Annotated in this window: 18 protein-coding genes, 2 pseudogenes and 1 riboswitch; of the genes and pseudogenes, 12 read left to right on the top strand and 8 right to left on the bottom strand. The window is 64.1% G+C overall.

Annotated elements, in window-relative coordinates:
* Positions 1-281: 281 nt before the first annotated feature.
* Together ACIPZB_RS07550 and ACIPZB_RS07545 are read right to left on the bottom strand one after the other, a co-directional pair.
* Positions 282-2,819 (bottom strand): HWE histidine kinase domain-containing protein, encoded by a 2,538-nt coding sequence (locus ACIPZB_RS07550; RefSeq protein WP_400639617.1) that lies wholly within the window; start codon positions 2,817-2,819, stop codon positions 282-284.
* A 199-nt stretch (positions 2,820-3,018) separates the two neighbouring features.
* Positions 3,019-3,165: pseudogene (locus tag ACIPZB_RS07545) on the bottom strand (cytosine permease); the annotation flags it as partial.
* Between the two features lie 254 nt (positions 3,166-3,419).
* Here ACIPZB_RS07545 and ACIPZB_RS07540 point away from each other — a divergent pair.
* Positions 3,420-3,938 carry a peroxiredoxin gene (locus tag ACIPZB_RS07540; RefSeq protein ID WP_400639616.1) on the top strand — a complete coding sequence of 173 codons (519 nt, stop codon included), beginning with the start codon at positions 3,420-3,422 and terminating at the stop codon, positions 3,936-3,938.
* A 23-nt stretch (positions 3,939-3,961) separates the two neighbouring features.
* Here the strand turns inward: ACIPZB_RS07540 and ACIPZB_RS07535 are convergent.
* Positions 3,962-4,396: pseudogene (locus tag ACIPZB_RS07535) on the bottom strand (electron transfer flavoprotein subunit beta/FixA family protein); the annotation flags it as partial.
* A gap of 185 nt (positions 4,397-4,581) precedes the next feature.
* On the opposite strand from ACIPZB_RS07535, the gene xth reads away from it, so the two are divergent.
* Positions 4,582-5,370, top strand: coding sequence for an exodeoxyribonuclease III (gene xth, locus ACIPZB_RS07530; RefSeq protein WP_400639615.1), 789 nt, complete (start codon positions 4,582-4,584; stop codon positions 5,368-5,370).
* 11 nt (positions 5,371-5,381) lie between these two features.
* On the opposite strand, the gene ACIPZB_RS07525 is transcribed toward xth, so the two are convergent.
* Together ACIPZB_RS07525 and ACIPZB_RS07520 are read right to left on the bottom strand one after the other, a co-directional pair.
* Positions 5,382-6,383 carry an SCO family protein gene (locus ACIPZB_RS07525; protein ID WP_400639614.1) on the bottom strand — a complete coding sequence of 334 codons (1,002 nt, stop codon included), beginning with the start codon at positions 6,381-6,383 and terminating at the stop codon, positions 5,382-5,384.
* A gap of 135 nt (positions 6,384-6,518) precedes the next feature.
* Positions 6,519-9,911, bottom strand: coding sequence for an Ig-like domain-containing protein (locus ACIPZB_RS07520; protein ID WP_400639613.1), 3,393 nt, complete (start codon positions 9,909-9,911; stop codon positions 6,519-6,521).
* Between the two features lie 272 nt (positions 9,912-10,183).
* Positions 10,184-10,298, top strand: a riboswitch (TPP riboswitch).
* 78 nt (positions 10,299-10,376) lie between these two features.
* On the opposite strand from ACIPZB_RS07520, the gene ACIPZB_RS07515 reads away from it, so the two are divergent.
* The 3 genes from ACIPZB_RS07515 (at position 10,377) to ACIPZB_RS07505 (ending at position 13,118) form a co-directional block, all read left to right on the top strand.
* On the top strand, positions 10,377-11,024 hold the full coding sequence (locus tag ACIPZB_RS07515) for a TenA family protein (protein WP_400639612.1): 648 nt from the start codon (positions 10,377-10,379) through the stop codon (positions 11,022-11,024).
* Complete coding sequence (tenA, locus tag ACIPZB_RS07510; protein ID WP_400639611.1) at positions 11,021-11,689, top strand: thiaminase II; 669 nt, start codon at positions 11,021-11,023, stop codon at positions 11,687-11,689. Before ACIPZB_RS07515 ends, tenA begins: the two co-directional genes overlap by 4 nt.
* Before the next feature lie 124 nt (positions 11,690-11,813).
* Positions 11,814-13,118: a M20 family metallopeptidase gene (locus tag ACIPZB_RS07505; protein ID WP_400639610.1), complete on the top strand. Its 1,305-nt coding sequence runs from the start codon at positions 11,814-11,816 to the stop codon at positions 13,116-13,118.
* Positions 13,119-13,139: 21 nt separating this feature from the next.
* On the opposite strand, the gene ACIPZB_RS07500 is transcribed toward ACIPZB_RS07505, so the two are convergent.
* Positions 13,140-14,144 carry a DUF1214 domain-containing protein gene (locus tag ACIPZB_RS07500; RefSeq protein ID WP_400639609.1) on the bottom strand — a complete coding sequence of 335 codons (1,005 nt, stop codon included), beginning with the start codon at positions 14,142-14,144 and terminating at the stop codon, positions 13,140-13,142.
* Positions 14,141-15,436, bottom strand: a complete 1,296-nt coding sequence (locus ACIPZB_RS07495; RefSeq protein WP_400639608.1) for a DUF1254 domain-containing protein — start codon at positions 15,434-15,436, stop codon at positions 14,141-14,143. The genes ACIPZB_RS07500 and ACIPZB_RS07495 overlap by 4 nt, the downstream gene beginning before the upstream one ends.
* Positions 15,437-15,750: 314 nt before the next feature.
* Between ACIPZB_RS07495 and ACIPZB_RS07490 the strand changes: the two genes are divergently transcribed.
* Genes ACIPZB_RS07490 through ACIPZB_RS07480 form a run of 3 tightly spaced genes read left to right on the top strand, consistent with a single transcriptional unit; the run spans position 15,751 to position 18,458 of the window.
* On the top strand, positions 15,751-16,269 hold the full coding sequence (locus ACIPZB_RS07490; RefSeq protein WP_400639607.1) for a 2,4'-dihydroxyacetophenone dioxygenase family protein: 519 nt from the start codon (positions 15,751-15,753) through the stop codon (positions 16,267-16,269).
* Positions 16,270-16,302: 33 nt separating this feature from the next.
* Positions 16,303-17,325 carry an NAD-dependent epimerase/dehydratase family protein gene (locus tag ACIPZB_RS07485; RefSeq protein ID WP_400639606.1) on the top strand — a complete coding sequence of 341 codons (1,023 nt, stop codon included), beginning with the start codon at positions 16,303-16,305 and terminating at the stop codon, positions 17,323-17,325.
* A 53-nt stretch (positions 17,326-17,378) separates the two neighbouring features.
* Entirely contained in the window at positions 17,379-18,458 is a 1,080-nt protein-coding gene (locus tag ACIPZB_RS07480) for a zinc-binding dehydrogenase (protein ID WP_400639605.1), read from the top strand.
* Here the strand turns inward: ACIPZB_RS07480 and ACIPZB_RS07475 are convergent.
* On the bottom strand, positions 18,449-19,480 hold the full coding sequence (locus ACIPZB_RS07475) for an AraC family transcriptional regulator (RefSeq protein WP_008089496.1): 1,032 nt from the start codon (positions 19,478-19,480) through the stop codon (positions 18,449-18,451). The two genes, ACIPZB_RS07480 and ACIPZB_RS07475, sit on opposite strands and share 10 nt — an antisense overlap.
* Before the next feature lie 227 nt (positions 19,481-19,707).
* Here ACIPZB_RS07475 and ACIPZB_RS07470 point away from each other — a divergent pair, with 227 nt between their 5' ends.
* The 4 genes from ACIPZB_RS07470 (at position 19,708) to ACIPZB_RS07455 (ending at position 26,370) form a co-directional block, all read left to right on the top strand.
* Positions 19,708-21,579 (top strand): DUF1302 domain-containing protein, encoded by a 1,872-nt coding sequence (locus ACIPZB_RS07470; protein ID WP_400639604.1) that lies wholly within the window; start codon positions 19,708-19,710, stop codon positions 21,577-21,579.
* Between the two features lie 26 nt (positions 21,580-21,605).
* On the top strand, positions 21,606-22,961 hold the full coding sequence (locus tag ACIPZB_RS07465) for a DUF1329 domain-containing protein (protein ID WP_400639603.1): 1,356 nt from the start codon (positions 21,606-21,608) through the stop codon (positions 22,959-22,961).
* Positions 22,962-23,031: 70 nt separating this feature from the next.
* Positions 23,032-23,982, top strand: a complete 951-nt coding sequence (locus ACIPZB_RS07460; RefSeq protein ID WP_400639602.1) for a WD40/YVTN/BNR-like repeat-containing protein — start codon at positions 23,032-23,034, stop codon at positions 23,980-23,982.
* Positions 23,983-23,985: 3 nt separating this feature from the next.
* Positions 23,986-26,370 (top strand): RND family transporter, encoded by a 2,385-nt coding sequence (locus ACIPZB_RS07455; protein WP_400639601.1) that lies wholly within the window; start codon positions 23,986-23,988, stop codon positions 26,368-26,370.
* Positions 26,371-26,486 lie beyond the last annotated feature (116 nt).

Genomic DNA, 26,486 nt, shown 5'->3' with positions numbered 1-26,486 from the left:
GTAGGCGAGCGGGCTCGCTACTGGTCTTGGGAGTTCGATCAGGGACAGGGTCAGGGGTGGGGCTGGGGAATGCTCCCACACTCCAGGGGCGCTCGAAATCACCCTTTGGGGGGAGCCCGGTTTCGCATGCTGCGCTGTAGCTGTGGGAGCAACTGCCTTGCTCAATGTCTAAAAGTTGACGCAATTCCTGTGGGAGCCGGCTTGCCGGCGATGCAGGCGCCGTGGTGCATGGCACCGGCTTCGCCGGTGATCGCCGGCAAGCCGGCTCCCATAGGGACTGCCTAGCCCAGCAGGATCTCCAGGTTCGACAGAATCGACGCCGCGTCATAGGGCTTGCGCACCACGGGCGCCTGCTTCAGGTGGGTCGGAATGCTGACGCTGTCGCCGTAGCCGGTGGCGAACAGGAACGGAATGCCAAGACGGGTGAGCGCTTCGGCGACGGCAATGGAGGTACCGCTGCCGAGGTTGATGTCCAGTACCGCCACATCCGGCCTTTGCGTAGCCAGGAGCTTGAGCGCCTCGGCTTCGGAGCTGGCGGTGATGACGTCCTGGACCTGCGCATCGGCAAGGATCTGCTCGAGGCCGACGGCAATCACCAGTTGGTCCTCGAGGATCAGCACGCAGGCATCGACCAGGGCTGCGCAGTCTGGCAGCACCACAGGCGCTGGGGCCGATGGGCTGTCGTGGCTGGAGTCATCGACCAGGGTCAGGTGCTTGGCCGGGATCCTGAACACGCCATACAGGCCTTCTGGCCGGTATTCAAGGTTACTGCTGCCGCCAAGGTCGAACGGAATGCTGCGCTCGATCAGCACCGAGCCAAACCCCGTGCGGGTCGGCGGACGCACGGTGGGGCCGCCGCGTTCGCACCAGATGATCTCGCAGGCGCCGCCGGCATCCACGGTCCAGGTGACCGACAGCGTGCCACCGACCTGCGACAGCGCGCCGTACTTGGCCGCATTGGTGGCCAGCTCGTGCAGCACCAGAGCCAGCACCGAAAAGGCGCGGGCATCGAGGAGCAGGGCGGGACCGCGCAGTTCCAGGGCATCGGCCGAGGTCCGGTAGGGCGACAGCTCGGCTTCCAGCAGCGCGGCGAAACGCCCGCCACCGTCACCGCGCACGACCTGGTCATGGGCCAGGGACAGTGCCTGGATACGGCCTTTGAGGGTGGCTACGTAGTCGTTGAGGGTCTGGTTTTCCGAGGTGGGGTGGGCCACCAGCGCACCGATCAGCGACAGAATGTTCTTCACCCGGTGGTTGAGTTCTTCGTTGAGCATGCGCTGGCGCACGTCGGCCTTGGAGCGTTCGTCGGCCAGCAGTTCGCTGTTGTGCAGGGCGACTTCGACGATCGCGGCGCGGATCGCTTCGCCAAACTGGCGGTCCTGCTCGCTCCACGGCAAGGCGTGCTGGTGCACGGTCTGCTTCCACACCGCGAAGCTCTTGCGCGGGGTGAGGCGCTCGCCCAGCGGGCCGCTTTCGTAGGTTTTGTTGGGGTCGCCTGCCCAGTCCAGGGTTTCCACCACCTCCTTGCGAAACAGCATCAGGTAGTCCCTGGGGTGCTGCGACATCGGCACGATCAGTACGCCGGAGACGTCGACGGCATAGTCCTCGGCCGGCGGGTGGGCCATCGACAGGCAGTTCGACGCCCAGGTGCGTCCCTCGGCGATCCCCTCGGCGAAGCTCAGCAGGCCGGGAATCGCCGCCTTGGGCGGGGTCAGTCCGTCCGCGGACCAGCGGCCTTGCAGCGCCATGCCGATGCCATCGCAAGTGATCAGGGCCTTGAACACCGACAAGCGCGAACGCAGCAGCGCTTCAAGGTCATCCGTGCGGTGCGCGTCGAGCAGCAGGTTGTCCAGCACCTGTCGCGCCTGTTCGGCGGCTTCCAGGGTGTGCTTGGCGCGCAGGGTCTGCAGGTGCAGGGAAAAGAACTCGCCGAACATTTCCGCTGCCACCCGTTGGCCCATGGCCAAGCTGCGCGGTGCGTAATGGTGGCAGGCAATCAGGCCCCACAGGGCGCCGTCGACAATCACCGAAATGGACATGGAAGCACCGACCCCCATGTTGCTCAGGTACTCGCAGTGAATCGGCGACACGCTGCGCAGGTGAGCGTACGACAGGTCCAGCGGCTCGCCAGACAAATCCAGCACCGGCTCGATGGGCACGCTCTTGAAGTTGGCATCGGAAATGATCCGCACCGGGTTGCGCAGGTACAGCGCACGGGCTTGCTGCGGGATGTCCGAGGCTGGGAAGTATTGCCCGAGGAAACTCTCAAGGCCGCCGCGCTTGGCCTCGGCCACCACCTTGCCGGCGCCGTCGGCACCGAGCTGGTAGATCATCACCCGGTCGTAGCCGAGCAGCGCGCGCACGCGCCGGGCGGTGTCGACGATCAGCTTGTCGGAGCGCTCGATGTCGCGCAGCTGGGCGATCACCGTGCGCACCAGCTCCACAGGCTCGGCGATGCTGACGCCGGAAGGTTCGAATTCGAGAATGACCGTGCCCTTGAACAGGTGCGCGGACACATCGAACGCCTGCCCCGAGGCGATCAGCACGCCGAACGACAGTGCCGGGCGCGATGCCTCTTTGACCCGTGCCAGGGCGTTGCGCAGGGTATGCGCGGCTTCGGCGCCGAGGATCGCTTCGAGCCGCTGCCCGTTGAGCTCGGCGGTAACGCCGAGCATGGCCGGGGCGTTCAACGAGTGGCGCAGGACGACACTGGCGGATGCGTTGCAGGCCAGCAGGCAGCCATGCGGCTGGATGCTGCCGGGAATCTGGATGGGTTCGCGGTCACAGTTGGTCAAGTTGACCTGAGGTTGCACAGTCATAGGTTCCTGCCGGTTTCCCAAAGACCGGTTGCCTAAGTTGACCGCCGAAACTTTCAGGCAAACGAAGTGGTTAAGTCATGTTCAGCTTCCGAGTCTAGCTGGCGCGTTGGCCTTCGTCACCTGAGGCCCACGCTCGCAGGGCGCGGCGAGCGTGGGCCTGGACAATGCCTTCAGCCCTTGGCCGGTGCGGGTGTCAGGCGTCTTGGGCCAGGGTGCACAGGTCGGTGGCTGCGGCGCAGATCACCAGCATGAAGCCGGCCCGCACGCGCGGGGTGACCTTGAGCGCCGCATAGGGCTCAATGACGGTCACGGTCGACATGAACGCGCCACCGAACACCACGATGGAGGCCAACGACAGGACTTTCTGGAAGCGGTGGATCAACGAGTAGCTGAACAACGCCACCAGGACGCACGACCGTCTTGCTCAACTTCTAGACGCTGACGCGAATCCTGTGGGAGCCGGCGTCAATCATCGGGGAGTGTTACCAATGGTATGTGGAATAGCCATCAGGCAGCGACACGCAACGTAACGTGCGGAACACCAGAGACGTTGTACTATCCCGTGAGCGTACCTACAGACCCGACTTCAAGGAGACCGCAATGATCGAGACCGGCGAGCTGTTGCCCGACGTAACCCTCTATGAATACAGCGACGGCCAAGGCAGTTGCCCGCTGGGCCCGCAGGCGTTTTCGCTGCGCGAGCGCTGTGCAGGTAAAAAGGTGGTCATCTTCGGCCTGCCCGGGGCCTTCACGCCGACCTGCTCGGAGCGTCATGTGCCGGGCTATCTGGCATCGGCGCAGGCGCTGTCGGATGCCGGTGTCGATGAAATCATCTGCGTGGCGGTGAACGATGCCTTCGTCATGCACGCCTGGGGCAAGACATTTGCCGAGCAAGGTGCGGTCAGCATGATATCGGACGGTAACGCCGAGCTGACCGACGCCCTGGGGCTGGCCCAGGACGCCTCGGCCCGCGGCATGGGCAAACGTTCCCAGCGATATGCCCTGTTCGCCGACGACCTGCTGGTCAAGCGCATCGTCGTGGATGCGCCCGGCAAGCTCGAGGTGAGCGACGCGCAGAGCATGCATGCGTTCCTGCGTGAGAGCGGTGGCCCGCGCTAACCCGTTTCACTCCGCTGACAGGGCTTGGGGGTGGAGGTGCCTTGGGCGTAGCCGGTCAGCGCGGCCAGCATCTGGCCGGTCTGGTTGTTGTCACTGTCGATGGCCTGCTTGCCGAGGATGACCAACTGCGGCTGCTCTTTGTCGACAACAGCCTTGAGCGCCTTGGCCACGGCCAAGGAATTCAGCTCATCGGCGGCTTCGACCAGAATGGCACGATCAGCCCCCAGCGCCAGTGCGGTACGCAGCTGCTCTTGCACAGTGGCCGGGCCGACAGAAACGACGACGATCTCGCTGGCCACACCGTTCTCTTTCAGGCGCACGGCTTCTTCCACGGCGATTTCGCAGAAGGGGTTCAAGGACATCTTGACGTTTGCCAGGTCGACGCCGGAATGGTCCGCCTTGACGCGGACTTTCACGTTGTAGTCGACCACGCGTTTGACACTTACCAGCACCTTCATAGGCTCTCCAGTCATGGTCATCATCGGTAGACGGGCAGCAGCCCACGGGTATACGACGATAATCAAGGTGAGCCGGATCCGGATCGTCCATATCGACTAACCGCACAGCGATTGAACGTTGCGTCAGGGCAGGGCTCACACATGCAAAGGGCTCGATCAGATATCTCCAGTGAGCGAACCAATCCATGAAAGCGCTGAAGATCGCCACCTTCAACCTCAACGGCATTCGCAGCCGCCTGCCGGCGCTGCTGGCCTGGCTGGACCGGGAGCAGCCCGACATTGCTTGTCTGCAGGAGCTCAAGGCGCCTGACCAACAGTTCCCTCGCCAGGAACTGGAAGCGGCGGGGTACGGCTGCCTCTACCAGGGGCAGCCGTCGTGGAACGGGGTGGCGATCCTGGCGCGTGGCAGCGAGCCGCTGGAGGTGCGCCGGGGTCTGCCCGGCCTGGAAGACGACAACCAGAGCCGCTACCTGGAAGCAGCGGTGCACGGGGTGCTGGTGGCCTGCCTGTACCTGCCCAACGGCAACCCGCAACCGGGACCGAAGTTCGACTACAAGCTGCGCTGGTTCGAATGCCTGATCGAGCATGCGCGCAGCCTCCATGGCAGTGGCCACCCGACGGTGCTGGCAGGGGACTTCAATGTGGTGCCCACCGACCTGGACATCTACAACCCACGCTCCTGGTTGAAGGACGCGTTGCTGCAGCCCGAGTCGCGCGGGTGTTACCAGCGACTACTGGCGCAGGGCTGGGTCGATGCCATACGCCATCTGCATCCGGACGAGCGTGTGTATACCTTCTGGGACTACTTTCGCGATCACTGGGCGCGCAATGCCGGCTTGCGCATCGACCACTTGCTGCTCAACCCCGATCTTGCGCCTTACCTGAAGCGGGCGGGCGTCGATGCCTGGGTGCGCAACGAGCCCAAGGCCAGCGACCACGCGCCGGTGTGGATCGAGCTGGGCGCGGGTCGTTGATCGACTGACGCTCAAGGGTTGCCGCGATCTGCCAGGGGCGCCCGTAGTCGCGCCGTTTCCTCTTCAAGGTAACTGATCAGCGCGGTCACCTCGGCATCGCCCAGGCGCATGTTGGGCATGGCCAGGCGGTTGTATTGCTCGTAGAGCAGGGTGGCCAACGGGTCTTTCTCTGCCAGCATCTGGTCAGGCTCCTTGAGCCAGCGGGCCAGCCAGTGGGGGTCGCGTTGGGCGGTCACCCCTAGTAGGTCGGGGCCGATGCCGGGTTGTCCGGGCTCGTTGTTGCCCACCGTATGGCAGGACGAGCAGCGGGTGCGGAAGATCTGCTCGCCGCTGCTGGGCGGGCGGATTTGCGGGGCACTGGCGTAGTCGTTGGCCGAGGCGGTGGCCTGCTTCCAGTTGTGCAGGCTGTTGCCCAGGCGGTCGGCGAGGATATAGGGACTCTCGAACGGCGAGGCTTTCATCCAGCGGCCGGTGCTCTGGTTGCCGATGATCAGGCTCAGGTTGTGGTCTTTCGAGCGGCCGTTTTCCAGGCCTTCTATGTAGAGGCCCAGGCGCCGACGCAGTTGTTCGATGTCATCGGGCTCGCCAGTGAGCAGCGTCCAGCCGGGGCCGATGCCGAACTTCTCGGCGTAGCGCTTGAGGGTGGCTGGGGTGTCGTTGTAGGGGTCGATGCTGATCGAGTAGAAGAAGATGTCCTTGCCCACCCGGTCGCCGAGGATCTTCTGCACCTGGCGCAGGCGTGCGGTTTCCACCGGGCAGGAGTCGGAGCAGCCGGTGAAGATGAAATTGATGGCGACCACCTTGTCCTTGATCAGGTCGTCGAAGAAGCGCACTTTCTGGCCGTCCTGGGTCACTAGCGGGGTGTTGGGGAAGTAGTTGGCACCCCAGGGCGTGGTGGGTTCGGTCTCTGCCTGGACTTGCGGCTGGGCTTGCAGGGGCGGTTTCAGCGGCCAGTAGCAGGTGCTGGCGGCGAACAGGGAGAGTGCGAGCAGAACACGCCATGAGCCGGTCATCATGCAGTCCTCTTTGGGTCTTGTAGGGGGTGTTCGGGCCTTATCGCCGGCACGCCGGCTCCCACAGGATTTTGCAGCGCTTCGATCCCTGTGGGAGCCGGCTTGCCGGCGATGGGCCGCCACGCGGCCCCGCCTTTACTTGACGCTGACCGGCGCGGTTACACTCTGGCCCAGCGTCGACTTCACCGTCACCGTCGTGGCCGGCGCATTGCCGGTGGTGGTCGTCGACAACCGCCAGCGCGCGCCACTGGTGGACGCAGTAAGCGTCGCCGTACCGAGGTTCAACGGCCCACTGCTAGTGTTGGCCGTGACCGTGATGCTGTTGCCAGTGGCCACCGACGTGGTACCCGACAACTCCCAGGTGTAGCGGTCGTTGCTGCGCACCTGCACCGTGGCGCTGCTCACCTGGATCTCGTCCGCCACCACTGCCGGACCGACCGCCACGCTCACCGTGGCCGGTACCAGCGATTCGGCCCCTTTGGCATCACGCGCCGAGTAGTTGAAGCTGGCGGTGAACGGCGTGGTGACCGTGGCTGGCGGGGTGAAGGTCACCAGGGTGCCGTCGGTGCTGACCGTTCCCTTGCCCGAATCCGGCTGGCTCAGGCCGCTGACGGTCAACGGCAGGTTGCGGTCAGGGTCGGTGTCGTTGGCCAGCACGTTGATCACGACAGGCTTGCCGGCTGTGGTCGCGGCCGTGTCGTTGACCGCCACCGGTGGCTTGTTGGTGTCGTCTTCACCGTTATTGTTGTTGCTGGCGGTGCGGAAGGTCGGCAGACCCACCGAAGGGGCATACTGCACGCCATCCCAACCCGGCAGCGGCGTTGGCATCACCTGGAACTGGCCAGGGTGCTCGATGTCCCAGCGCAGCAGCATCGAGGAATCCTCATGCTGGGTGTTGTGGCAGTGCTCCATGTAGGTCCCAGCGAACTCGCGGAAGCGAATGGCCATTTCCACTTCTTCGGAAGAGTCGGCATCCGGGCCGATGCGGTAGACGTCCTTGCGTGCCCATTTTTCCCACTCGGGCGGTGTCTTGCCGTCGCGGCTGAGGATCACGCCTTCCTCGAAGTGCACATGCACCGGGTGGCTCCAACCGTTGCCGCCGTTCTTGATCTTCCACACTTCCAGGGTACCGTCACCGCTGAAGCCGCCATCGGTCGCTTCGCTCGACAGCTGCGCGGCGGCGTTGATGCGCCGTGGGTCCATGCTGTAGCCGAAGCCACCGTCGGTCTTGATGGTCCAGGGCGCGGTGTCGGTGCCATCGGAACGGCCGAAGATGAACTCGCGGTGCCGGGCGGCCTTGAGCTTGTCCTTGTCGGCTGCGGCGGTGCGGTCGATGGTCAGCGGAATCATCTTCAGGCCTTCGGCCTTGCCCGGTTTGGCCGGTTCGTAGGCAGTCGGGTCCATGCTCACGTCCTGGCCGCTGTAGGGTTGCACCAGCAGTTGCAGGAACTTGCCGACCACCGGGTCGCCCTTGTCCCACTCAGGGCCTTTGCTGGTCTGCTTGATCACCGCCTTGTATTTCTCCGACAGGACATCGGCCAACGAAATGGTCTGTTTCGGGCCTTTGCCGGTGTCATGCTCTTCCAGGTTGACGAAATACAGCTTGTCGCCCGCCTTGATGCCGTTCTTGGCGAAGTTGATGATGATGTCGTAGCGCTCGGCGATGCCTTGCAGCGGCAGGATGCCGTTGTTGTCCTGGCGGTCGCCGTCGCCGTTGAGGTCCATGCTGCCGTCGAACGGTACGGCGTGTTCCATGATGTTGCCGTCGTTGCCGATCATGTGGAACGGCACCCGCGCGTAGGACAGGTTGGAGCCCGATGGCCCCTTGAACTCGCCGCTGTTGCCGGCGATTTCACGCACCACGGCAAACTTGAAGTAGCGCGAAACCGAGCCGTTGAGTATGCGGAAGCGGTAGCTGCGCGCACGCACCTTGAGCTTGGGCTGGTACTGCCAGTTGACCAGGATCTGGTCGCCCAGGAAGCCATCGGTGTTGAACGGGTTGAACCACAGCTGCCCAGTCTGATCCCAGGCCTTGTCGGCGATCACCAGGTTGACGTCATAGTCGCGGTTACCCCACGGCAAGGCGCTGCCGCTGGGGAAGCGCAGGTTGACGCCGTCCTGCAGTGCTTCGTTGCCACGGTCCAGGGCGCTGTAGTAGTTCATCATCACCGCGTTGCCCTTGTAGACGTTCTGCGCGGTGAAATCCATCATGTGGTCGTGGAACCAGTGGGTGCTCATGGTTTCGCGCCAGTCGCCACGAATCTTGATGCTGCCGTTCTCGCAGGTCTTCAGGCCCGGCGAAGCATCGTTGACGAACAGGGTTTCCCCCGGTGCGCAAGGGAATGCCGCGCGAGGGTCCTGGGCGCGGGTGTTGATGGTGTCGTAGCCGGCCAGCTGCACCGGCCAACGGTAGTCGTAGTACTGGCCGGGGAAGAAGTAGGCGTTGGCGAAGCCATCGCTTTCGGCCGGGGAGTGGCCGTTGTGTTCATGGGTCGAGATGGTGTGCAGACCGAAACCTGCGTTCGCTGCAGGGTCGATCGGCAGCGCGTTGTAATGGCGCATGAGGATCGGCTGGCCATAGCGCACCATCAGCAGTTTCGGCGGGAAGGTGCCGTCGAAGGTCCACAGCGACTTGTGGTTCTGCAACGGGAAGTTCGGGTGAAAGCGCGTGTCGATGCCTTTGGTGGTACCGATGGTGGTCGGGATATCCGAGGTCTGGTAATACAGCCCGCCAGGCCCGAACTCGCCGACCGCGTAGTTGTGCAACTGCTTGCGGTCACGCAGCCCCTGGTTGATGCGCGCGCCGGCCTGTGCAGTCTTGAACGCCGCCTGGGGGTAGAACTCGTTCCAGCGCTGGTGCGACCAGCCTTTTCCTGGTGGGCGGCCTTCGGCTGGTGAGCCTACCGAGTTGCGGTTGAGGAACAGCTCGATCTGCGCTTTCCAGGGGTTGCGGTCGAGCACGTTGGAGTATTGGGTCGGGAACGGGTACAGGCCCGGTTGCTTGAGGAAGGCTTCCAGGGCATTGCCGTTGGGGCTGCTGCGGGCCACCACGTCCGGATCCTGCGCGGGAGCAGCGCCCAAGGTGGGAACTGGGAAGGTCAAGTTCGGCGGTGGCAGGCTGGGGTCGAGTTTTTCCGGGCCGAATTCTTCGAACAACAACAGTTGCTGGGTGAACGGCTGCGCGCCGAACAACGGGCTTGGCATGCCATTGGTGGGGTAGTTGCGCGATGTCTGCTGCAACGGTTGCAGCACGTTGTCGACACGGTTGGTCGAGCGGTCACCGAACACGCCGTCCTTGAGTTCCAGCGAGCCCTCGTTGGCTTCCGGCAGGTTGAACAGGTTGAGCAGCTCCGGGTTGGGGTCCGCCGGTTGGTCGTCGTAGTGCGAAGGGTCCGTCGGCGGCGGCTGGCTTACGTCATCGAGCGAAGAGGCCCTTGCGCAAATCAGGCCGAGGCTGACCATCAACGCGGCCACCGCGGTTAGTTTGAAGGCGTGGCGTGTGGGGTGGATGATGGCAGGTGTTTTCATTGCCTATGCCTCGCTCGATGCTAGAAATGGCCTTGAGCCATCAATGGCGTTTTGCCCGTTTCCACGGCTTGAGCAATGGTTGTGCCAACCGACAGTGTTGTAATGGTTTGACATACAAAGCCTAGGAAAATGTAAAGCGCGCAAAACACTTGAGCGGCAAGCGTTGGGGATTGGAGCCCGGAACTGGGGCTGTTCGGGCCCAGTTTCGGTGGGTTCGACCGGGGCAAATTCGTCCCTGCGCCTTGGCATCCTCCCCATGCTCCTGTATACCTCCAGCCACCAAGGGGAGTCCGGCAACGGGCTGAGAAACCGCTGGCTCCTGCAGCGCGGTGACCCTTCGAACCTGATCCGGATCATGCCGGCGAAGGGATGGGGCTACCGACCTGCCTTCCTGCCGGCCTTACTGCGAGGCCGCTTCATGCCCAGCGCCAACGGCCTCGCTGTCACCCTATGGAGGACAGCACCTTGACCGAACGTTTCAGCGAAACCCTGCGTCGCCAGAACCAACCGACCTGGTCGGCCGCCATCGGCCACCGCTTCGTCCGTGAACTCTGCGATGGCAGCGTGGCGGACCCGATCATGGTGCGCTACCTGGTACAGGACCATCGTTTCATCGACAGCTTCGTGACCTTGCTCGGCGCGGCCATCGCCACTGCCGACACCTTCGACGCGCGCCTGCGCCTGGGCCGGTTCGCCGGCATGATCTGCAGCGACGAGAACACCTACTTCCTGCGTGCCTTCGAGGCCCTGGACGTGAGCCCGGCGCAACGTACCGAACCCGCAGACACCGTGCCCACCGCCGGCTTCAAGGCGATCATGCGCGAGGCTGCGGCCACCCGCTCCTATGCCGCAGCCCTGGCGGTGCTCAACGTGGCCGAAGGGCTCTACCTCGACTGGGCGACCAAAGCACCCCAGCCGCTGCCGGGCAATTTCGTCCATGCCGAATGGATCACCCTGCACGACAACCCGGCCTTCGCCGACTTCGTCGCCTTCCTGCAAGCCGAACTGGACCGGGTCGGGCCACAGCAGGCTGCACTGAGCAGCGACTTCTACTCGCGCAGCGTGGCACTGGAACTGGCGTTCTTCGACGCCATCTATGAGGAGCAGGCATGAACATGGATATCTTCGCGCGACTGAAATCGGCTGCCGCGCCGCAGTGGGCCAGCTACGTCGACCATGACTTCGTCCGGCAGATGGGCGAGGGCACCTTGCCGGAGGCTGCGTTCCGTCAGTACCTGGTGCAGGACTACCTGTTCCTCATCCAGTTCGCCCGGGCCTGGGCGCTGGCGGCCTACAAGAGCCGCCTGCCCGCCGATATCCGTGCCGCCCAGGCCGGTCTGGCAGCCATCCTCGACGAAACCGAACTGCACCTGCGCCTGTGCGCCCGCTGGGGGCTGTCGCAGGCCGATATCGAGGCGGCGCCCGAGCATCAGGCCACGGTGGCCTATACCCGTTATGTGCTCGACTGCGGCGCGGCGGGCGATCTGCTTGAGCTGCATGCGGCACTGGCACCCTGCGTGATCGGCTACGCCGAGATCGGCCGCACCCTGGCCGAGCGTATCGGTGACCTGAGCAACCATCCGTACCGTGAATGGATTGGCGAATATGCCGGCGAGGCCTATCAGGGCGTGGCGGCGGCTGCGCGCAAGCACCTCGATGAGTTGGCGGCGCGGAGCATGACCGAGCAGCGGTTCGTTGAACTGGCCGCTATCTTCGGCCAGGCATCGCGATTGGAAGCGGACTTCTGGCAGATGGGGCTGGATGCGTTGCGGGTCTGATCCTCACGGGTAAGGGCGCTACAGGACGGCAATTTCCTACAGCCGAATGAGGCTGATTGGATTTGCCGGCCTGCAGTGCAGCGGCAGACTCTCCGGGATTCTCTTCCAGACCCCGGAGCCCTTCATGAAAGCCCGAACTTTGTTGCTGGCACTGACCTTGGCCTGCGTGCCCATGGCCCAGGCCACTGTAGCGCCCTTGAACCTGAACGAACAGGCGATGGTGCGTTTCATCGAGCAACACCACGACAGCCAGGTGGCGTTGCTGGAGCAACTGGTGAACATCAACAGCGGCACCGGCAATCGTCGCGGTGTCGAGCAGGTCGGCGAAATCCTTCGGCCGCAGTTCGAACGGCTAGGCTTCCAGACCCGCTGGGTCGATCTCCCCGCACCCATGACCCACGCCGGTAGCCTGGTCGCCACCTTGGGCAGTGGCAAACGGCGCATCTTGCTGATCGCGCACCTGGACACGGTGTTCGCACCCGAGAGCCCTTTTCAGACATTCCAGCGTTCCGCCGATCAGCGCACGGCAACCGGCCCTGGTGTGATCGACAACAAGGGTGGGCTGGTCACCTTGCTGTACGCGCTCAAGGCCCTCGATCAGGCTGGCCGGTTGAGCGAAGCCTCGATCACCGTGGTGCTGGTCGGCGATGAAGAACAGGCTGCCCAGCCCAGTTCGATTTCGCGGCAGGCCCTGCGCGACGCCGCCCGGCAGAGCGAAATCGCCTTGGGCCTGGAATTTGCGTCGACTGCCCAGGGCCTGGTGACCGGGCGCAGGGGCATCAGTGCCTGGCAGTTGAGCAGCCATGGGCAGGCTCGGCATTCATCGTTGGTGTTCGGGGCGCAGGTTGGTTTTGGCGCGATCTATGAGACGGCCCGAGTGCTTGAAGCGATGCGCATCGCCTTTTCCCAACAGCCTGGCCTTACCGTCAACCCAGGCATCCTCGCAGGCGGGCGCACCGCCAATCTGGACATAGGGCAAAACACTGCCAATGCCGAGGGGCTGAAGAACATCATCGCAGGCCAAACCCAGGTCCATGGTGACCTGCGCTTCTTGTCACAAACCCAGCAGCGCGAGGCTGAGCAGACGCTGCGCAAGATCGCTGCGGCGTCCCTGCCCGGCACTTCCAGCACACTGCGATTCAACGACATCATGCCGGCCATGCCCGAGACGCCGGGCAATCGTCAATTGCTCGCGCAGTTCAGTGAAATCAACCAGGCGCTGGGGGGAGGGCCGCTGCAGGCGGTGCCCGCTGCCGAACGTGGCGGGGCCGACATTTCTTATGTCGCCAGCCTGGTCGATGCCGGGCTCGATGGGCTAGGGCCCTGGGGTACGGGGGCGCACAGCGACCAGGAAACCCTGGAGCTTGCAGCGCTCCCCGTGGTGACTCAGCGTCTGGCCATTTTCATCAGCCGCCTCCAGGAGGGTTGAGGTGCAGCGTTCAGTGGCAGATCACTGGACTTCGTGTGGCTCGGGGATGGTGTAGGCGCCGCTGAGCACCGTAGCGCCGGGGCGGTAGATGCGCATGCCGAGGTACCAGTTGTCTCCTGGCGTCGGCAACCAGTTCGCCACCTCGCCACACTGGGCCTTCGGCCCGAAGCGCAGGGTGACGGTGCCGTCCGGGTTGAACTTCAACGTTCGGTCATTGAGGTTGGAGTGCTCGCTCTTCAGGTATTTGTCGGCGCCGTACAGGGTGAAGGAGAAAAACCCGCCCTCAAGAAACTCAGGTTTCGCATAGGTGGCTTCATAACACTTGCTGCCGCTCAGGCCGTAGTCGCGGTAGATGTACATGGCGTCCCTGGCCGGCAGCAGCCCCAGGGCGACCGAAGCGCTGCGCCTGAGCATTTCCGGCTTGACGACGCCGCGCGGGCCTGCGGCTTCGTTGAAGTTGGTCAGTTTCGCCGCCTCCTTCTGGTACTGGCTACGCAGTGTCTTGAGGCTGGCCTGGTCCCAGGCCACGATGGGGTAGTCCTTGGGTACCGTGCCTTCGGGCCAGCTCACCTTGATCGCATCTTGCAGGGCCCGGACCTTGTCGATGTCCTGCGGGTTGTTGGGGTCGACCTGGGTGCGTATGACGGCGGCGACGAATGCAGTTTGCGATTCGATCTTGAAGGTGCCAGGCGCGTAGAACACCTGGTCGGTGTAGTCGTCGTTCTGCAGGATCATGGCCGACTGGTAACGATTGTCTGCAGACTTGGGCAACGTGATCGTGGTGCCTGGCGGCGCGTAGAACACACCGAACGAATACACCGTGTCGCGGTTCATGGTGACCGCGAGTTGCTTCTCCAGCGGCATCAGTGCCCGATCATGGCGAAACGTGTTGCTGCCCACGTCCCTGACGACTTTGGCAAAGGCTTCATCCACTTCGGCGCGGGCGTAATTGTCCGGCGTTACCAGGTCGGCGGCGTGCGCGAGGCCGGCATTCAACAACACAGCACAGAGCAATGCGCTTTTCATGGCTTGACGACCTCGACTTGCGGGAACTTGTAACCGCCGCCTTGCACGGCCTTGCTTGGGCCATACATCCTCAGCACGATGTAGACGTCCTTCTGCGGGATCGGCAGGTAGTTGGGATTGCTGGCATCGCCGTTGGCGGCGAGCTCAAGGGTGTAGTTGCCATCGGCATCGGGCTTGAGCGTGCGGTCGCCGCGGCTGTGGCGGTTGAGGGCGTTGTGGGCCATGAAGCGGTTGTCCGTGCCGTAGACGGTGAACGACCAGAACTGGCTGACGTCCGGGGCCTTGAAGTGCAAACGGTAGGTCTTGCCGTTCGCGCCATTGATCGGCTCGCCATCGCTGCCCTTGACCGCCTGCAGGTAGACGGTCTCATCGGGCGGCAGCCCCCACTGACCGATGTAGGTGCCCTCGGCGAACAGGTCTCGCGGCCCGTCAGCCAGTTGCTTGCGCGTGCCCAGCAGCTTGCCGGCATCGGTCATTTTCGGTGCCAGGTCCTGGATGTGTTTTATCCCCAGTGCTTCACCTCGCCTGGCCGCGGCCAGTTGCTCCTCGGTGAAATCGGTCTTGCACGGCTCGACGCCAACCGCCTTGTACTGCTCCAGCCATTTGCGGTCGGCTTGCCCCATGCTGCCGTCACACAGCAGGAAGTTCACCCGTTGCAGCCAGTTGCTCGTGGCCGGGTCGAGGTAAACGCGCTGCTTGGGTTTCGGGCCCGAAACGCCCAGGTAAGCCGAAAGGGTGCGCACGTTCCAGTCGTCCATGTAGCCGAGCGCGACCTTCTCGTCTGCGGGACCTGTGGCCATGATCCGGCCCATCAGCTTGACCAGGTTGGAGTCGACGCGGATCACCTCGGTGACGCTGCCCGGTACTTCGCCCTTCCAGTCCTGCGCCGCGAACATGAAGTGGCCGCCCTGGTTGCCACGGGTACGCGAGCCGATCATGGACGTGGTGTAGTGGCCCATGTCCATGGTGTGCAGGATCCAGTAACGGCCCTTGTCCATGTCCGGCACGCTGACGATCACCGGCTCCGCGGCGACGTCCAGCCAACCCATCAGGTGCAGGGTGTCGTTGTTGATGGTGGGGTGGTCGGTGTAGGTGTCGTCGGCCAGGTGGCGGATGTTCTGGAAGCGGTTGAGCGGGGTGTCGGTCTTGACCGCCGTCTCATGGAAGAACGTGTAGGCCTCATCCATGGAGTAGCCGTAGAGGTAGGCATCCTCGGCCAGTTTGTCGGGTATCTGGGCGAAGGCCGGCAGGGCCAGCGAGAACACGGAGGCGGCAAGCACTGAACGTTTCACGGGCGTTCCTTTTTGTTGGTTTCTTTTTTGGTAACACCGGGATTGACCAGCTGTAAACAGCCAGGTAGAGCCGCTGCGGCTGAATTTTAAGCTGGCATGAAAGGACAAGTTCGCGGCGGCAAATGACAAGAAACCAACCCTGGCCGGGGTGACCATGGAGGGCCCGTTGGCGGGGCTGGCAGGCCTGTTCGGGCGGTTGGCGGCAAATGCCAACTGAGTGACGGCAAATGGCAATTCTCTGCGCCGACACGCCAGCAAGATGGCCACAGAGCGCATGTCGCGCTCCGGCCAGACGCCGCCTGAGGAGAATAACAATGCCAATGCCTACGCCCGTGTTCGATCACAAGGAACTGCTTACCCTCAATACCCATGAGCTGCCGGTCTACGAGAACGCCCTCGCGCCTTACTTCCCGGGTGTCGACGTGCAACCGCTGTACCTGGACCCGAACCTTGGGGTGTGGACCTTGCGCGTGATCTTCCAGCCCGGGGTGCGTCTGCCTTGCCACTACCACACTGGCCCCGTGCACCTGTTCACCCTGACAGGCCGCTGGAACTACGTCGAATACCCGGACCAGCCGCAGACCGCCGGCTGCTACCTGTATGAGCCGGGTGGCTCGATCCATACCTTCAGCGTGCCGGCCGACAACACCGAACCCACCGAAACCCTGATGGTGGTGCATGGCGCGAACATCAACTTCGACCAGGACGGCAACTTCGTCAACGTCATGGACGCCAGCGACATCATGCAGATCATCGAGCGCCTGGTCAGGGAGCGCGGCCTGCAGCCGGCACGCTACATCCGCCCCGGCCACGCCGGCTACACCGCAGGCTGAGCCGCCTTCACGACGATTGCTGGAGCACGCTCGATGATCAATCCTGCAATGCCGACCGGGGCACAAGGGCAAAGCCCTGAAGTACCGCGCTCGGTCTTCATTACCGGGGCCAGTGGCTTCATCGGCCACGCCCTGGCCAAGCGTTACCGTGCCCTGGGGGCTGAAGTGCGCGGCATGGACCTGCGCGCGGACCCTGCCAATGCGGTGGTGGCCGGCGACCTTACCCGGCCGCAGCAATGGGCAGATGCCGCCCGCGGCTGCGAGCTGTTCATCAACACGGCGGCGGTGGTCTCGCTGGCAGCCCCCTGGCAGGACTATCGCGACATCTCCGTGCGCGGTGTGCGCAATTGCCTGGACGTCGCCATTGCCGCCGGGGCCAAGCGCTTCGTGCAGTTCTCCTCCATCGCCGCGCTGGGCTGGCAGTACCCTGACCAGGCCGACGAACGCTGCGACGTGGTCATCGGTGAGCAGTACCGCTACGGCGTGGCCAAGGGCGCCAGCGAGCACCTGGTGCTGGCGGCCCATGCAGCGGGGGAAATCGACTGCACCATCGTCAGGCCCGGCGATGTGTATGGACCAGGCTCTCGTGCCTGGCTGAGCGAACCGCTGAAGATGGCAAGGTCCGGTGCGTTGATCCTGCCCAACGGTGGCCGCGGGCGATGGACGCCGGTGTATATCGACGACCTGCTGGACGGCGTCATGCTGGCGGCGGGCCTGGAGCAGGCCAAGGGCCAGATCTTCCACGTCAGTGCGGCGGAGTCAGTCAGTTGCGCCGAGTTCTTCACCCATCACTGGCGCTGGGCGGGGCGCTCCGGAAGGCCGCCCAGCCTGCCCTTGTGGCTGGCAACGTGGCTCACCCGGGGCATCTGGCGGTTCAACCGACTGCTGGGGCGCCCCAATGAAATCAGCCCGGATGCCATGTACATGTTTTCCCGCACGGGCGGCATTTCCATCGACAAGGCGCGCCTGCTGCTGGGCTACGCGCCGAAGGTCAGCCTTGAAGAAGGCCTGCGCCGATCCGAGTCCTGGCTGCGCGAAGTCGGCCAGTTGCAATGACACTGCGGCGGGCCTGCGCAGGCACGGCCCGCAACCGAACAAGGAGAGACACCATGAAAGCTGTCGTCATGCGCGAAAAACAGCTGCGCATCGAGCAGTTGGCACCCCCCCGGCCCGGAGCCGGCGAAGTGCTGGTCAAGACCCTGGCGTGCGGTATCTGCGGTTCGGACCTGCACATGTTCCACCACTGTGAAAAGGTGCTGGCCAATTTCAAGCGCGGCAACATCCCCATCGCCTTCGACGATCGTCAGGACGTGGTATTCGGCCACGAGTTCTGCGGCGAGATCCTCGACCACGGGCCCGGCAGCGACAAACGCTTCAAAGTCGGCACCCGGGTGTGTTCGCTGCCGTTCGTGATCGACGCACAGGCCTTTCACCATATCGGCTACTCCAACCGCTACCCCGGCGGTTATGGCGAGCAGATGGTACTGGCCGAACCCATGTTGCTGGCCGTACCGGGCGACCTGCCTGCGGACCTGGCGGCCCTGACCGAGCCGCTGACAGTCGCTGCCCACGCGGTGAATCGCGCCCGCCTGGACGGTAGTGAAGTACCGGTGGTGATAGGGTGTGGCCCGATCGGTCTGGCATTGATCGCCATCCTCAAGTCGCGCGGCATCGGCCCGGTGGTGGCGGCGGACTTCAGCCCGGCACGGCGTGCCCTGGCCGAACGCATGGGCGCCGATGTGGTGGTCGATCCCGCGCAGCAGTCGCCCTATACGTCCTGGTTGCAGGTGGCAGCACCGGCGGGTTATGACATCAACGGGCCGATGGCGCTGCTGGGCCTTGGGCCGCAACCCAAGCCCTGCGTGGTGTTCGAGTGCGTTGGCGTGCCGGGGCTGATCCAGCAGGTGATCCAGCACGCACCGCCGCGTTCGCGCCTGATCGTGGTCGGGGTGTGCATGGAGAGTGACCGGATCGAACCCTTGATCGCCATCGGCAAGGAAATGAACGTGCATTTCTCCTTCGGCTATACCCACGAAGAGTTCGCCGAGACGCTCCATGCCCTGGCGGACGGCAAGCTCGACGGCGCGCCGATGATCACCGCGCGGGTGACCCTGGAAGGCGTGAACGAGGCCTTCGCCACGCTGGCCCATCCGGACCAGCACGCCAAGATCATGATCACTTACCCCTGAGTGGCCAATGACGCGGCGGCGCGCAATTGCACGCGCCGCTCGCGTGGCGACAGTCCGTACCAGCGCCGGCAGGCCCGGTTGAACGAGCTCTGCTCGGCGTAACCGAGCAGCCCGGCGATCTGTGCCATGGGCATGTGTGCCTCGGCCAGGTACAACTCGGCCTGCTCGCGCCGCACCCCCTCGACCATGTCCTCGAAGACCAGATCGTGCTCGGCCAGGCGCCGCTGCAGGGAGCGCTCGCGCATGCCCAGTTGCTCGGCAATCAGCGGCAGGGCGCAGCGCTGGGTGGGCAGCAGGCGGCGGATGGCGGCATCGACCTGGCTGTGCACTTCCAGCGGGTTGTGGGCGCTGAGGTTGCTGATGTAGTCCATCAGCGTGTCATGCAACTGCCGGTTGTGCTGGTCGATGGTTTTTTCCAGGTGCTCCGGCAGCAGCACCAGCGCGTTCTGCGCCTGGCCAAAGTAGGTGCGCGCACCGAAGAACCGCTGGTAGCGGCTCTGGGGCAGGCGCGCCTCGGTGCGCGACAGCACAGAATGCGGCCGGAACCCCGGGCCGTACAGCATCTGCAGCGCCTTGAACATCACCCCCAGGGACAACTCGATGATCTGTGTCTGGCGCGGGGCAGGGCGCAGGCGCATTTCGTAGACCAGGTGCGGGCGTGCCGGGTCGCTTTCGCAGTCCAGGTACACCAGCACCCCAGGGCTGTACGTGTGCAGGAAGCGGGTGATGGCCCCCACCGCTTCGGCAACGTTGCGCGCGTTTTGCCCCACCACCGCCACAGGGCCAAGGATCAACAAGCTCTGCCGCTCGGCCAGGCGCAGGCCGAAATCCACGCAATCGAGCTGCTCGGCACAGCGCTCGAGCAGGTTGATCATGGCGCGGTAGGGAATCACCGCGGCGACATTGTCCAGTTGCCGCGGATCAATCTGCATCTGCTGCAGCAGGCTGTCGGGGTCGCCGCCCAACTCCCGTACCAGTTCCGGGAAGCCCGTGAGCGAGGTGATCTTGATCAAGGCTGTCATGGTTATTCGACTTCTTCTGAGCGGAATCGATCATCTGCGCTTCATCCTCGCCAGTTTTTACCTGTGGCAACAGAAAAAATCCACGGCTGACGGCAAATGACAAAAGCCTGACATCCACCGACAAATGATTCCGGCGCACTGCTGGGCATGCTTGGGCAAACCAACAAGAACGCTCACCTGGCGGGTCGCAACCTCCCGCCACGGCAAGGGCGGTACCGGAGACCTGCATGCACAACAACAAGAACGCGTTTGGTCGCTACCTCTTCACGCCTCTGGCCGTGGCCGTCGCCCTGGCCAGCGCCGGTGCCGCGCAGGCGCTGCCGTTTCAGCTGGAGAACGGCTGGGAAGGGGAATGGAACACCACATTGTCGGTCGGCTCGCAGTGGCGCGCCGAAAACCAGGACCACGACCTGTTCAGCGCCGCCAACGGTGCGCTGCGGGGCAAGTCCGGTGGCACCGGCGGATCGGTGGATGCGGGCAACCTGAACTACGACAAGGGCGACCGATTCAGTAGCGTCGCCAAGTTCGTCACCGACCTGTCGCTGCGCAACGGCGACATGGGCGGTCTGGTGCGGGTCAAGGGTTGGTACGACGAGGCCCTCAAGGACGAGGACGTGAATTTCGGCAGTGCCAACAATGGCTATCGCAAGAAACCCCTGAACGACGACGGTACCGCAGACCTGCAGAAGTTCAGCGGTGTGTACCTGCTCGACGCCTATGCCTACAACACCTTCTACCTTGAAGAAACCCCCGTCCAGGTGCGTCTGGGCCGCCAGGTGGTGAACTGGGGCGAGAGCGTGTTCATCCAGGGCATCAATCAGATCAACCCGCTGGACGTGCCGGCGTTGCGGCGTCCAGGCACCGAGCTCAAGGAAGCGCTGATTCCGGTATGGATGGCCTACATGAACATCGGCCTGCCGGCCGGTGTCTCGCTGGAGGCTTTCTACCAGCTCAAGTACGAGAGCACCGCCATCGAAGGTTGCGGCCACTACTGGTCGGTCACCGAGAGTGGTGTTGGGCAAGACTACGGTGACTGCGAGCTTGGTACGTTCCTTGGTGGCACCAATCCGTCTTCGCCAGACAAGATCGCCGCCGGCGCCTACCTGCCGGAGGTCAAGGGCAAGGACCCGCACGACAGCGGCCAATGGGGCGTGGCGCTGCGCCTGCCGGTCGATGCGCTGGATGGCGAAGTCGGCCTTTACTACCTCAACTACCATTCGCGCACGCCGTACCTGGGCCTGCGCAGCACCGACTCGGCGAGGCTGTCGGAGTTTCCCGACGCCGGCACGCCCACCGCCCGCAATGCCAACGGTCAGTTCGTCGGGCCGAGCTGGGAATACCCCGAGGACATTCGCCTGTTCGGCCTGAGCTTCAGCACCACCCTGGCGGGCTGGTCGATCGGCTCGGAGCTGAGCTATTCGCCGAACCAGCCGGTGCAGATCAACGGCGCCGACCTGCTCAACGGTGCCCTGGCCGGTATCGGCCCGGCGGCCGACCTGGTGCAGCAAGTGCGCCTGAACAGTTCGCCGTTCACCGCCGGCTGGGATCGCTATGAGAAGACCCAATTCCAGGTCAACGGCGTCAACGTGTTCCCCAACGTGCTCAAGGCCGACAACCTGACCGTGGTGGCCGAAGCAGGCTTCCAGTGGAACAACGTGCCGCAAGGGGAGAGCGATCGTCGCTACGGACGCGGCTTCATCTACGGGCTGGGTTCTTCCCCGACCATTCCCGCCGGTGGCAGCACCTGCAGCAATCCGGTGGCCGGATTGGTTAACACCAGCCCGGCCGGTTGCAAGAACGACGGCTACATCACCGACTTCGCCTGGGGTTATCGCCTGCGCGGGCAGCTCGATTACAACAACGTCTTCGGCACCAGCGTGACGGCGTCGCCCTATGCCTTCTTCGGCCAGGATGTCGATGGCGTGTCGGCCGATGGCCAGTTCAACGAAGGCCGCATCACCTCCGCCCTGGGTATCAGCTTCGATTACAACAAGCAGCACAAGCTCGATTTCAGCTACGTCAGTTTCGACAACAGTGCCGAATACGACCCCCTCCACGACCGCGATTTCTACGCCGCCAGTTACAGCTACAGCTTCTGACAGAACAACAACAAGAGGTGACATCGATGAACAAGACACTCCGCGCCGCACGCCTGGGCGGCCTTGCAGCGGCCATCCTGCTGGCCTGGTGCAGCCAGGCTCAGGCCCAGATCAGCGAGCAACAGGCCGCGCGCCTGGGCAACGACCTGACGCCACTGGGTGGCGAGAAGGCCGGCAACGCCGACGGCACGATTCCACCTTATACCGGCGGCATGACCCAGCCGCCGGCAGGCTGGAGCCCTGCCCAGGGTTACGTCGACCCGTTTGCCAACGAAAAGCCGCTGTTCACCATCACCGCCGCCAACCTGGCGCAGTACAAGGACAAGGTCACGCCCGGGATGCAGGCGTTGCTGGCGAAGTACCCGGCGTTCCGGATGCCGGTGTACCCCAGCCACCGCACCGCTGCAGTCCCGCCGGACATCGCCGCCAAGGTCCGCCAGGAGGCGGTGCACGCCCAGCTCAACGGCTTCGGCGTCAGCCAGCTCAATGGCACCACCACGCCATTCCCGATTCCGCAGAACGGCCTGGAAGCCATCTGGAACCACAACCTGCGTTACCTGGGTGGCGGCCTGCAACGCACCTATGCCTCGTTCCCGGTACGCGGCAGCGGTGACTACTACACGCTGCGCATCCAGGAAAACCGCGTGTTCGATGCCAACATGGACAAAGCGTCGGACAACCGCCTGCTCAACTATTCGGCACGCTTCATCTCGCCGGCCACGCTGGCCGGTACCGTGCAACTGGTGCACGAGCCGATCGATCAGGTCCAGGAAGTGCGCTCGGCGTGGATCTACAACGTCGGCCAGCGCCGTGTGCGGCGCGCGCCGGACCTGGCCTACGACAACGTCAACGATGGCACCGAAGGGCTGCGGGTGACCGACGACTTCGATGGCTACAACGGCGCGCCCGACCGCTTCGACTGGAAACTGGTCGGCAAGCGTGAAATGTACGTGCCCTACAACGACTACAAGCTCGGCGCCAAGGAGGTGAAGTACAAGGATGTGCTGACGGCCAATACCCCCAACCCCGACTACATGCGCTATGAACTGCACCGGGTGTGGGTGGTGGAGGGGACGCTGCGCCCGGACGCCAAGCACGTGTACGGCAAGCGTGTGATGTACCTCGACGAGGACTCCTGGACCGTGCTGGCCAGTGACGCCTATGACACCCGTGGCACTTTGTGGCGTGTCGGCGTGCACCCGCTGGTGCAGTTCTACGACGCCCAGGTGCCGTGGTACCGGGCGAACATCTGGCATGACCTGAGCAACGGCAGCTACTACCTGGCCGGCCTTGCCAACGAAGAAACCCAGCCCTGGACCTTCGGCATCAAGGGCCGCTTCGCCGACTTCCAGCCTGACGCCCTTCGGCGCATGGGCAAATAACCCCCACCCCGTTCGTTGAACCAGGCTCGGGCCACCCACGGTGGCCCGTCCGGTCACTGGAATCGCGCTCATGTCGTCACGATATCTGCTGCTGTTGGCGGGCCTGTGCCTGCCTGTTTCACTGGTTTGTGCCCAGGCGCCCGTGCCCGATGATGCCGTGCGACCTGACCGGGTACTGCTTCTCAACCTTACCGACACCGGTGAAAACCTGATCGCGGTAGGCGAACGCGGCGTGGTGCTGCGCTCGCCGCACGATGCCCATGACTGGCAAAGCGTGCGCACCTCGACCACCCGCACCCTAGCCGGGGTGGCCTTCGTCAACCCACAGCGAGGTGTTGCCGTGGGCCACGGCGGCACACTGCTGCGTACCGACGACGGTGGCCTGCACTGGCAGGCGGTTGAAACCGACAGCGGTGAGGATGCCTTGCTGGGTGTCGCCGCGCTGAGGGAAGGGCGGTTGGTGGCTTGGGGCGCCTTCGGCCTGTACCTGCTGTCGACCGACCAGGGGCAAACCTGGCAACGCCTGAGCGTGCTGGGCGAGGACTTCGACCGGCACATCTCGCAAGTCATCGCCCTGGCCAATGGCGACTGGCTGATGGTCGGCGAGAGCGGCACCCTGGCCCGCTCCACGGACCAGGGCGAGCACTGGCAGGCACTGCAGAGTCCTTACCAGGGCAGCCTGTTCGGTGCCCTGCAACTCAAGGGCGGCGGCCTGCTGATCTATGGCATGCGCGGCAACCTCTGGTACTCCGCCGATGGCGGGCAGACCTGGCAGCCGCGCCAGACCGGCACCACCTTCGCCCTCAACGGCGCCGTGCAGTTGCGCTCGGGCCGCGTGCTGCTGATGGGCAACAGCGGCTTGCTGCTGGCCAGCGACGACCAGGGCCGCAGCTTTGCTGCCCAGCCTTCCACCCAGGCAAGCCTGGCCCGCGCCCTCGAACAGGACGACGGCACGCTGCTGGCCGTGGGCGATCGCGGCGTCATGCCGCTTACCGTGAATGCACGCAAAGGGCAGGAATGATCGATGAGCATGCAGCAGAACCTTGATGGCCAACTGGCGCGCCAGGCTTTCTCCCGCGGGCTGGTCGGGCGGGTGTCCTACTGGATTTTTCACCAGCGCAAGCCGTTGCTCGCGCTGTTCGTCCTGATCACCCTGGGGCTTGGCTACAGTGCCAGCCACCTCAAGGTGGAGGCGGGGTTCTTCAAGATGATCCCGCTGCACCACCCCTACATGAAGACCTTCCTCGACTACCAGAAGGACTTTGGCGGCGCCAACAAAGTGCTGGTGGCGGTGAAGAACAACCGGGGCGAGGTATTCACCCCGCAAGCCATGGCGGTGTTGCGCAAGGTATCCGACGAGGTCTTTTTCATCGACGGTGTCGAGCGCAGTTCGGTGACGTCGTTGTTCACCTCGAACGTACGCTACACCGAAGTCGTCGAAGACGGTTTCACCGGCGGCAACCTGGTCGACTCCAGCTACGCGGGCACCAAGCAACAGATCGCCCAGGCCCGTGAACGCACCCTCAAGTCCGACTGGGTGGGGCGCATCGTCTCCAACGACCTGTCCTCGGCCATGGTGGTGGCGAATCTGCAGGAAACCGACCCGGCCACCGGCCAGCGCCTCGACCTGCAGCAAGTGGCCAAGCGCCTGGAACAGATCCGCCAGGAGAACCAGACGGCCGATATCAGCATCCACGTCATCGGCTTTGCAAAGTCCATCGGCGACATCGCCGACGGCGCCTCCGGGGTGCTGGTGTTCTTCGTCATCGCCTTCGTGATTACCGCCGTTCTGCTGTACTGGTACTGCGGGTCGCTGATGCTCACCGGCTGGGCGCTGATCTGCGCGACAGTACCGGTGATCTGGCTGCTGGGCCTGCTGCCGCTACTGGAGCTGACCCTTGACCCGATGTCGATCCTGGTACCGTTCCTGATTTTCTCCATCGGCGTCTCCCATGCCGTGCAGATGACCAACGCCTGGAAACTGGAAACCCTGCACGGTGCCGATGGCGTGACCGCGTCGCGCAACTGCTTCCAGAAGCTGTTCATCCCGGGTGCCGTGGCACTGCTGGCCAATGCCCTGGGCTTCATGGTAATTGCCCTGGTGGACATCGAGATGGTGCGCGAGCTGGCGATCACTGCGACGCTGGGTGTCTCGGTGATGATCGTCACCAACAAGATGCTGCTGCCCATCCTGCTGTCGTTCATGCGCCTGTCCGCCGCCGATGCGAGCAAGTTGCGCGGCAAGGAAACGCTCGGCGCCGGGCTGTGGGAGCGCCTTGGCGTGCTCGCTACCCGCCGCGGCGCAGCGTGGGCACTGGGGTGCGCGGCGTTGCTGCTGGCTGTCGGCCTGTTCGAGGCGCGCAACCTGCACGTGGGCGACATCGGCGCAGGCGTGCCGGAACTGCGCGCCGACTCGCGTTACAACCAGGACGTGGCGGTGATTACCCGTGACTTCGCCATCGGCGTCGACCTGCTGCAGGTGATCGCCCGGGCCAGCGGGGATGAAGAAACCCCTTGCGTGAAGCGCGAGGTACTCGACCCTGTCGCTGAGCTGGAGCTGTACCTGCGCCAGGATGACGGCGTGTCGTCGGTGCGCAGCCTGGCCGGTTTCGTCGCCAGCATTACCCAGGCCTACGCCGAGACCGACCTGAAATGGCGGGTGCTGCCCGAGTCCACCGCCCAGATCGCCCAGGGCGTCGGCTTTGCCACGCGGGTGGGTACCGAGTACATGAACAGTGCCTGCAACGCGATTCCGGTGTCGATCTACACCCGCGACCATCAGGCCGACACCATCAGCACGCTGATGGACAAGATCAAGGCCTTCAAGGCCGCCCACGACAACGATCAGGTCAGTTTCCAGCTGGCCTCGGGCAACCTTGGGGTCATGGCCGCCACCAACGAAGTGGTGCACGCCGGCGACCGGCTGGTGAACGGTGCGCTGTTCGCTTCGGTCACGCTGCTGTGCCTGTGGATGTTCCGCAGCTGGCGCATCACGCTCTGCGTGATCGTACCGCTGGCATTGGTCACGGTGCTGTGCAACGCGCTGATGGCGTTGCTGGGCATCGGTGTGAAGGTCAACACCTTGCCGGTGGTCGCGCTTGGGGTCGGCGTGGGCGTGGACTACGGCATCTACCTGTTCGAACGGATCAAGCACGAAATGCAGGAAGGGCGGATGAGCCTGCGCGATGCCTTTGTCGAAGCGCTGAAGCAGCGCGGTACTGCCTCGGTGTTCACGGCGGTCACCATGACGCTGTCGATCGCGACGTGGGCTTTCTCGACTTTGAAGTTCCAGGCCGACATGGGCGTGCTGCTGGCGTTCATGTTCCTGGTCAACCTGTTGGGCGCCGTTCTGCTGCTCCCCGCACTTGCAGCCTGGCTGCTACGCCCAGACGCGCTTGCGCGCGACTGATCATCGACGCTGGTCGGCGTTTTGCCGACATACCCGGCCCCGTGGTTTCAGGGCCGGTTTTTTTTTGCGTACAGCATCTGCGGCGAAATTTCGTCAATCCAAACTTTCACATGCGA

Origin of the sequence: Pseudomonas sp. NPDC089396, assembly GCF_044749545.1 — a bacterium.
In the GTDB taxonomy this organism is placed as follows: domain Bacteria; phylum Pseudomonadota; class Gammaproteobacteria; order Pseudomonadales; family Pseudomonadaceae; genus Aquipseudomonas.
This window is presented reverse-complemented; position numbering and strand designations above follow the sequence as displayed.

Excerpts from the sequence above, each read along its gene's own strand:
- ACIPZB_RS07550 (WP_400639617.1), bottom strand. The coding sequence starts at position 2,819 with ATGACTGTGCAACCTCAGGTCAACTTGACCAACTGTGACCGCGAACCC.
- ACIPZB_RS07500 (WP_400639609.1), bottom strand. The coding sequence starts at position 14,144 with ATGAAAAGCGCATTGCTCTGTGCTGTGTTGTTGAATGCCGGCCTCGCG.
- ACIPZB_RS07485 (WP_400639606.1), top strand. The coding sequence starts at position 16,303 with ATGATCAATCCTGCAATGCCGACCGGGGCACAAGGGCAAAGCCCTGAA.
- ACIPZB_RS07455 (WP_400639601.1), top strand. The coding sequence starts at position 23,986 with ATGAGCATGCAGCAGAACCTTGATGGCCAACTGGCGCGCCAGGCTTTC.
- xth (WP_400639615.1), top strand. The coding sequence starts at position 4,582 with ATGAAAGCGCTGAAGATCGCCACCTTCAACCTCAACGGCATTCGCAGC.
- ACIPZB_RS07540 (WP_400639616.1), top strand. The coding sequence starts at position 3,420 with ATGATCGAGACCGGCGAGCTGTTGCCCGACGTAACCCTCTATGAATAC.
- ACIPZB_RS07490 (WP_400639607.1), top strand. The coding sequence starts at position 15,751 with ATGCCAATGCCTACGCCCGTGTTCGATCACAAGGAACTGCTTACCCTC.
- ACIPZB_RS07520 (WP_400639613.1), bottom strand. The coding sequence starts at position 9,911 with ATGAAAACACCTGCCATCATCCACCCCACACGCCACGCCTTCAAACTA.
- ACIPZB_RS07505 (WP_400639610.1), top strand. The coding sequence starts at position 11,814 with ATGAAAGCCCGAACTTTGTTGCTGGCACTGACCTTGGCCTGCGTGCCC.
- ACIPZB_RS07460 (WP_400639602.1), top strand. The coding sequence starts at position 23,032 with ATGTCGTCACGATATCTGCTGCTGTTGGCGGGCCTGTGCCTGCCTGTT.
- ACIPZB_RS07475 (WP_008089496.1), bottom strand. The coding sequence starts at position 19,480 with ATGACAGCCTTGATCAAGATCACCTCGCTCACGGGCTTCCCGGAACTG.
- ACIPZB_RS07470 (WP_400639604.1), top strand. The coding sequence starts at position 19,708 with ATGCACAACAACAAGAACGCGTTTGGTCGCTACCTCTTCACGCCTCTG.
- ACIPZB_RS07465 (WP_400639603.1), top strand. The coding sequence starts at position 21,606 with ATGAACAAGACACTCCGCGCCGCACGCCTGGGCGGCCTTGCAGCGGCC.
- ACIPZB_RS07525 (WP_400639614.1), bottom strand. The coding sequence starts at position 6,383 with ATGACCGGCTCATGGCGTGTTCTGCTCGCACTCTCCCTGTTCGCCGCC.
- tenA (WP_400639611.1), top strand. The coding sequence starts at position 11,021 with ATGAACATGGATATCTTCGCGCGACTGAAATCGGCTGCCGCGCCGCAG.
- ACIPZB_RS07480 (WP_400639605.1), top strand. The coding sequence starts at position 17,379 with ATGAAAGCTGTCGTCATGCGCGAAAAACAGCTGCGCATCGAGCAGTTG.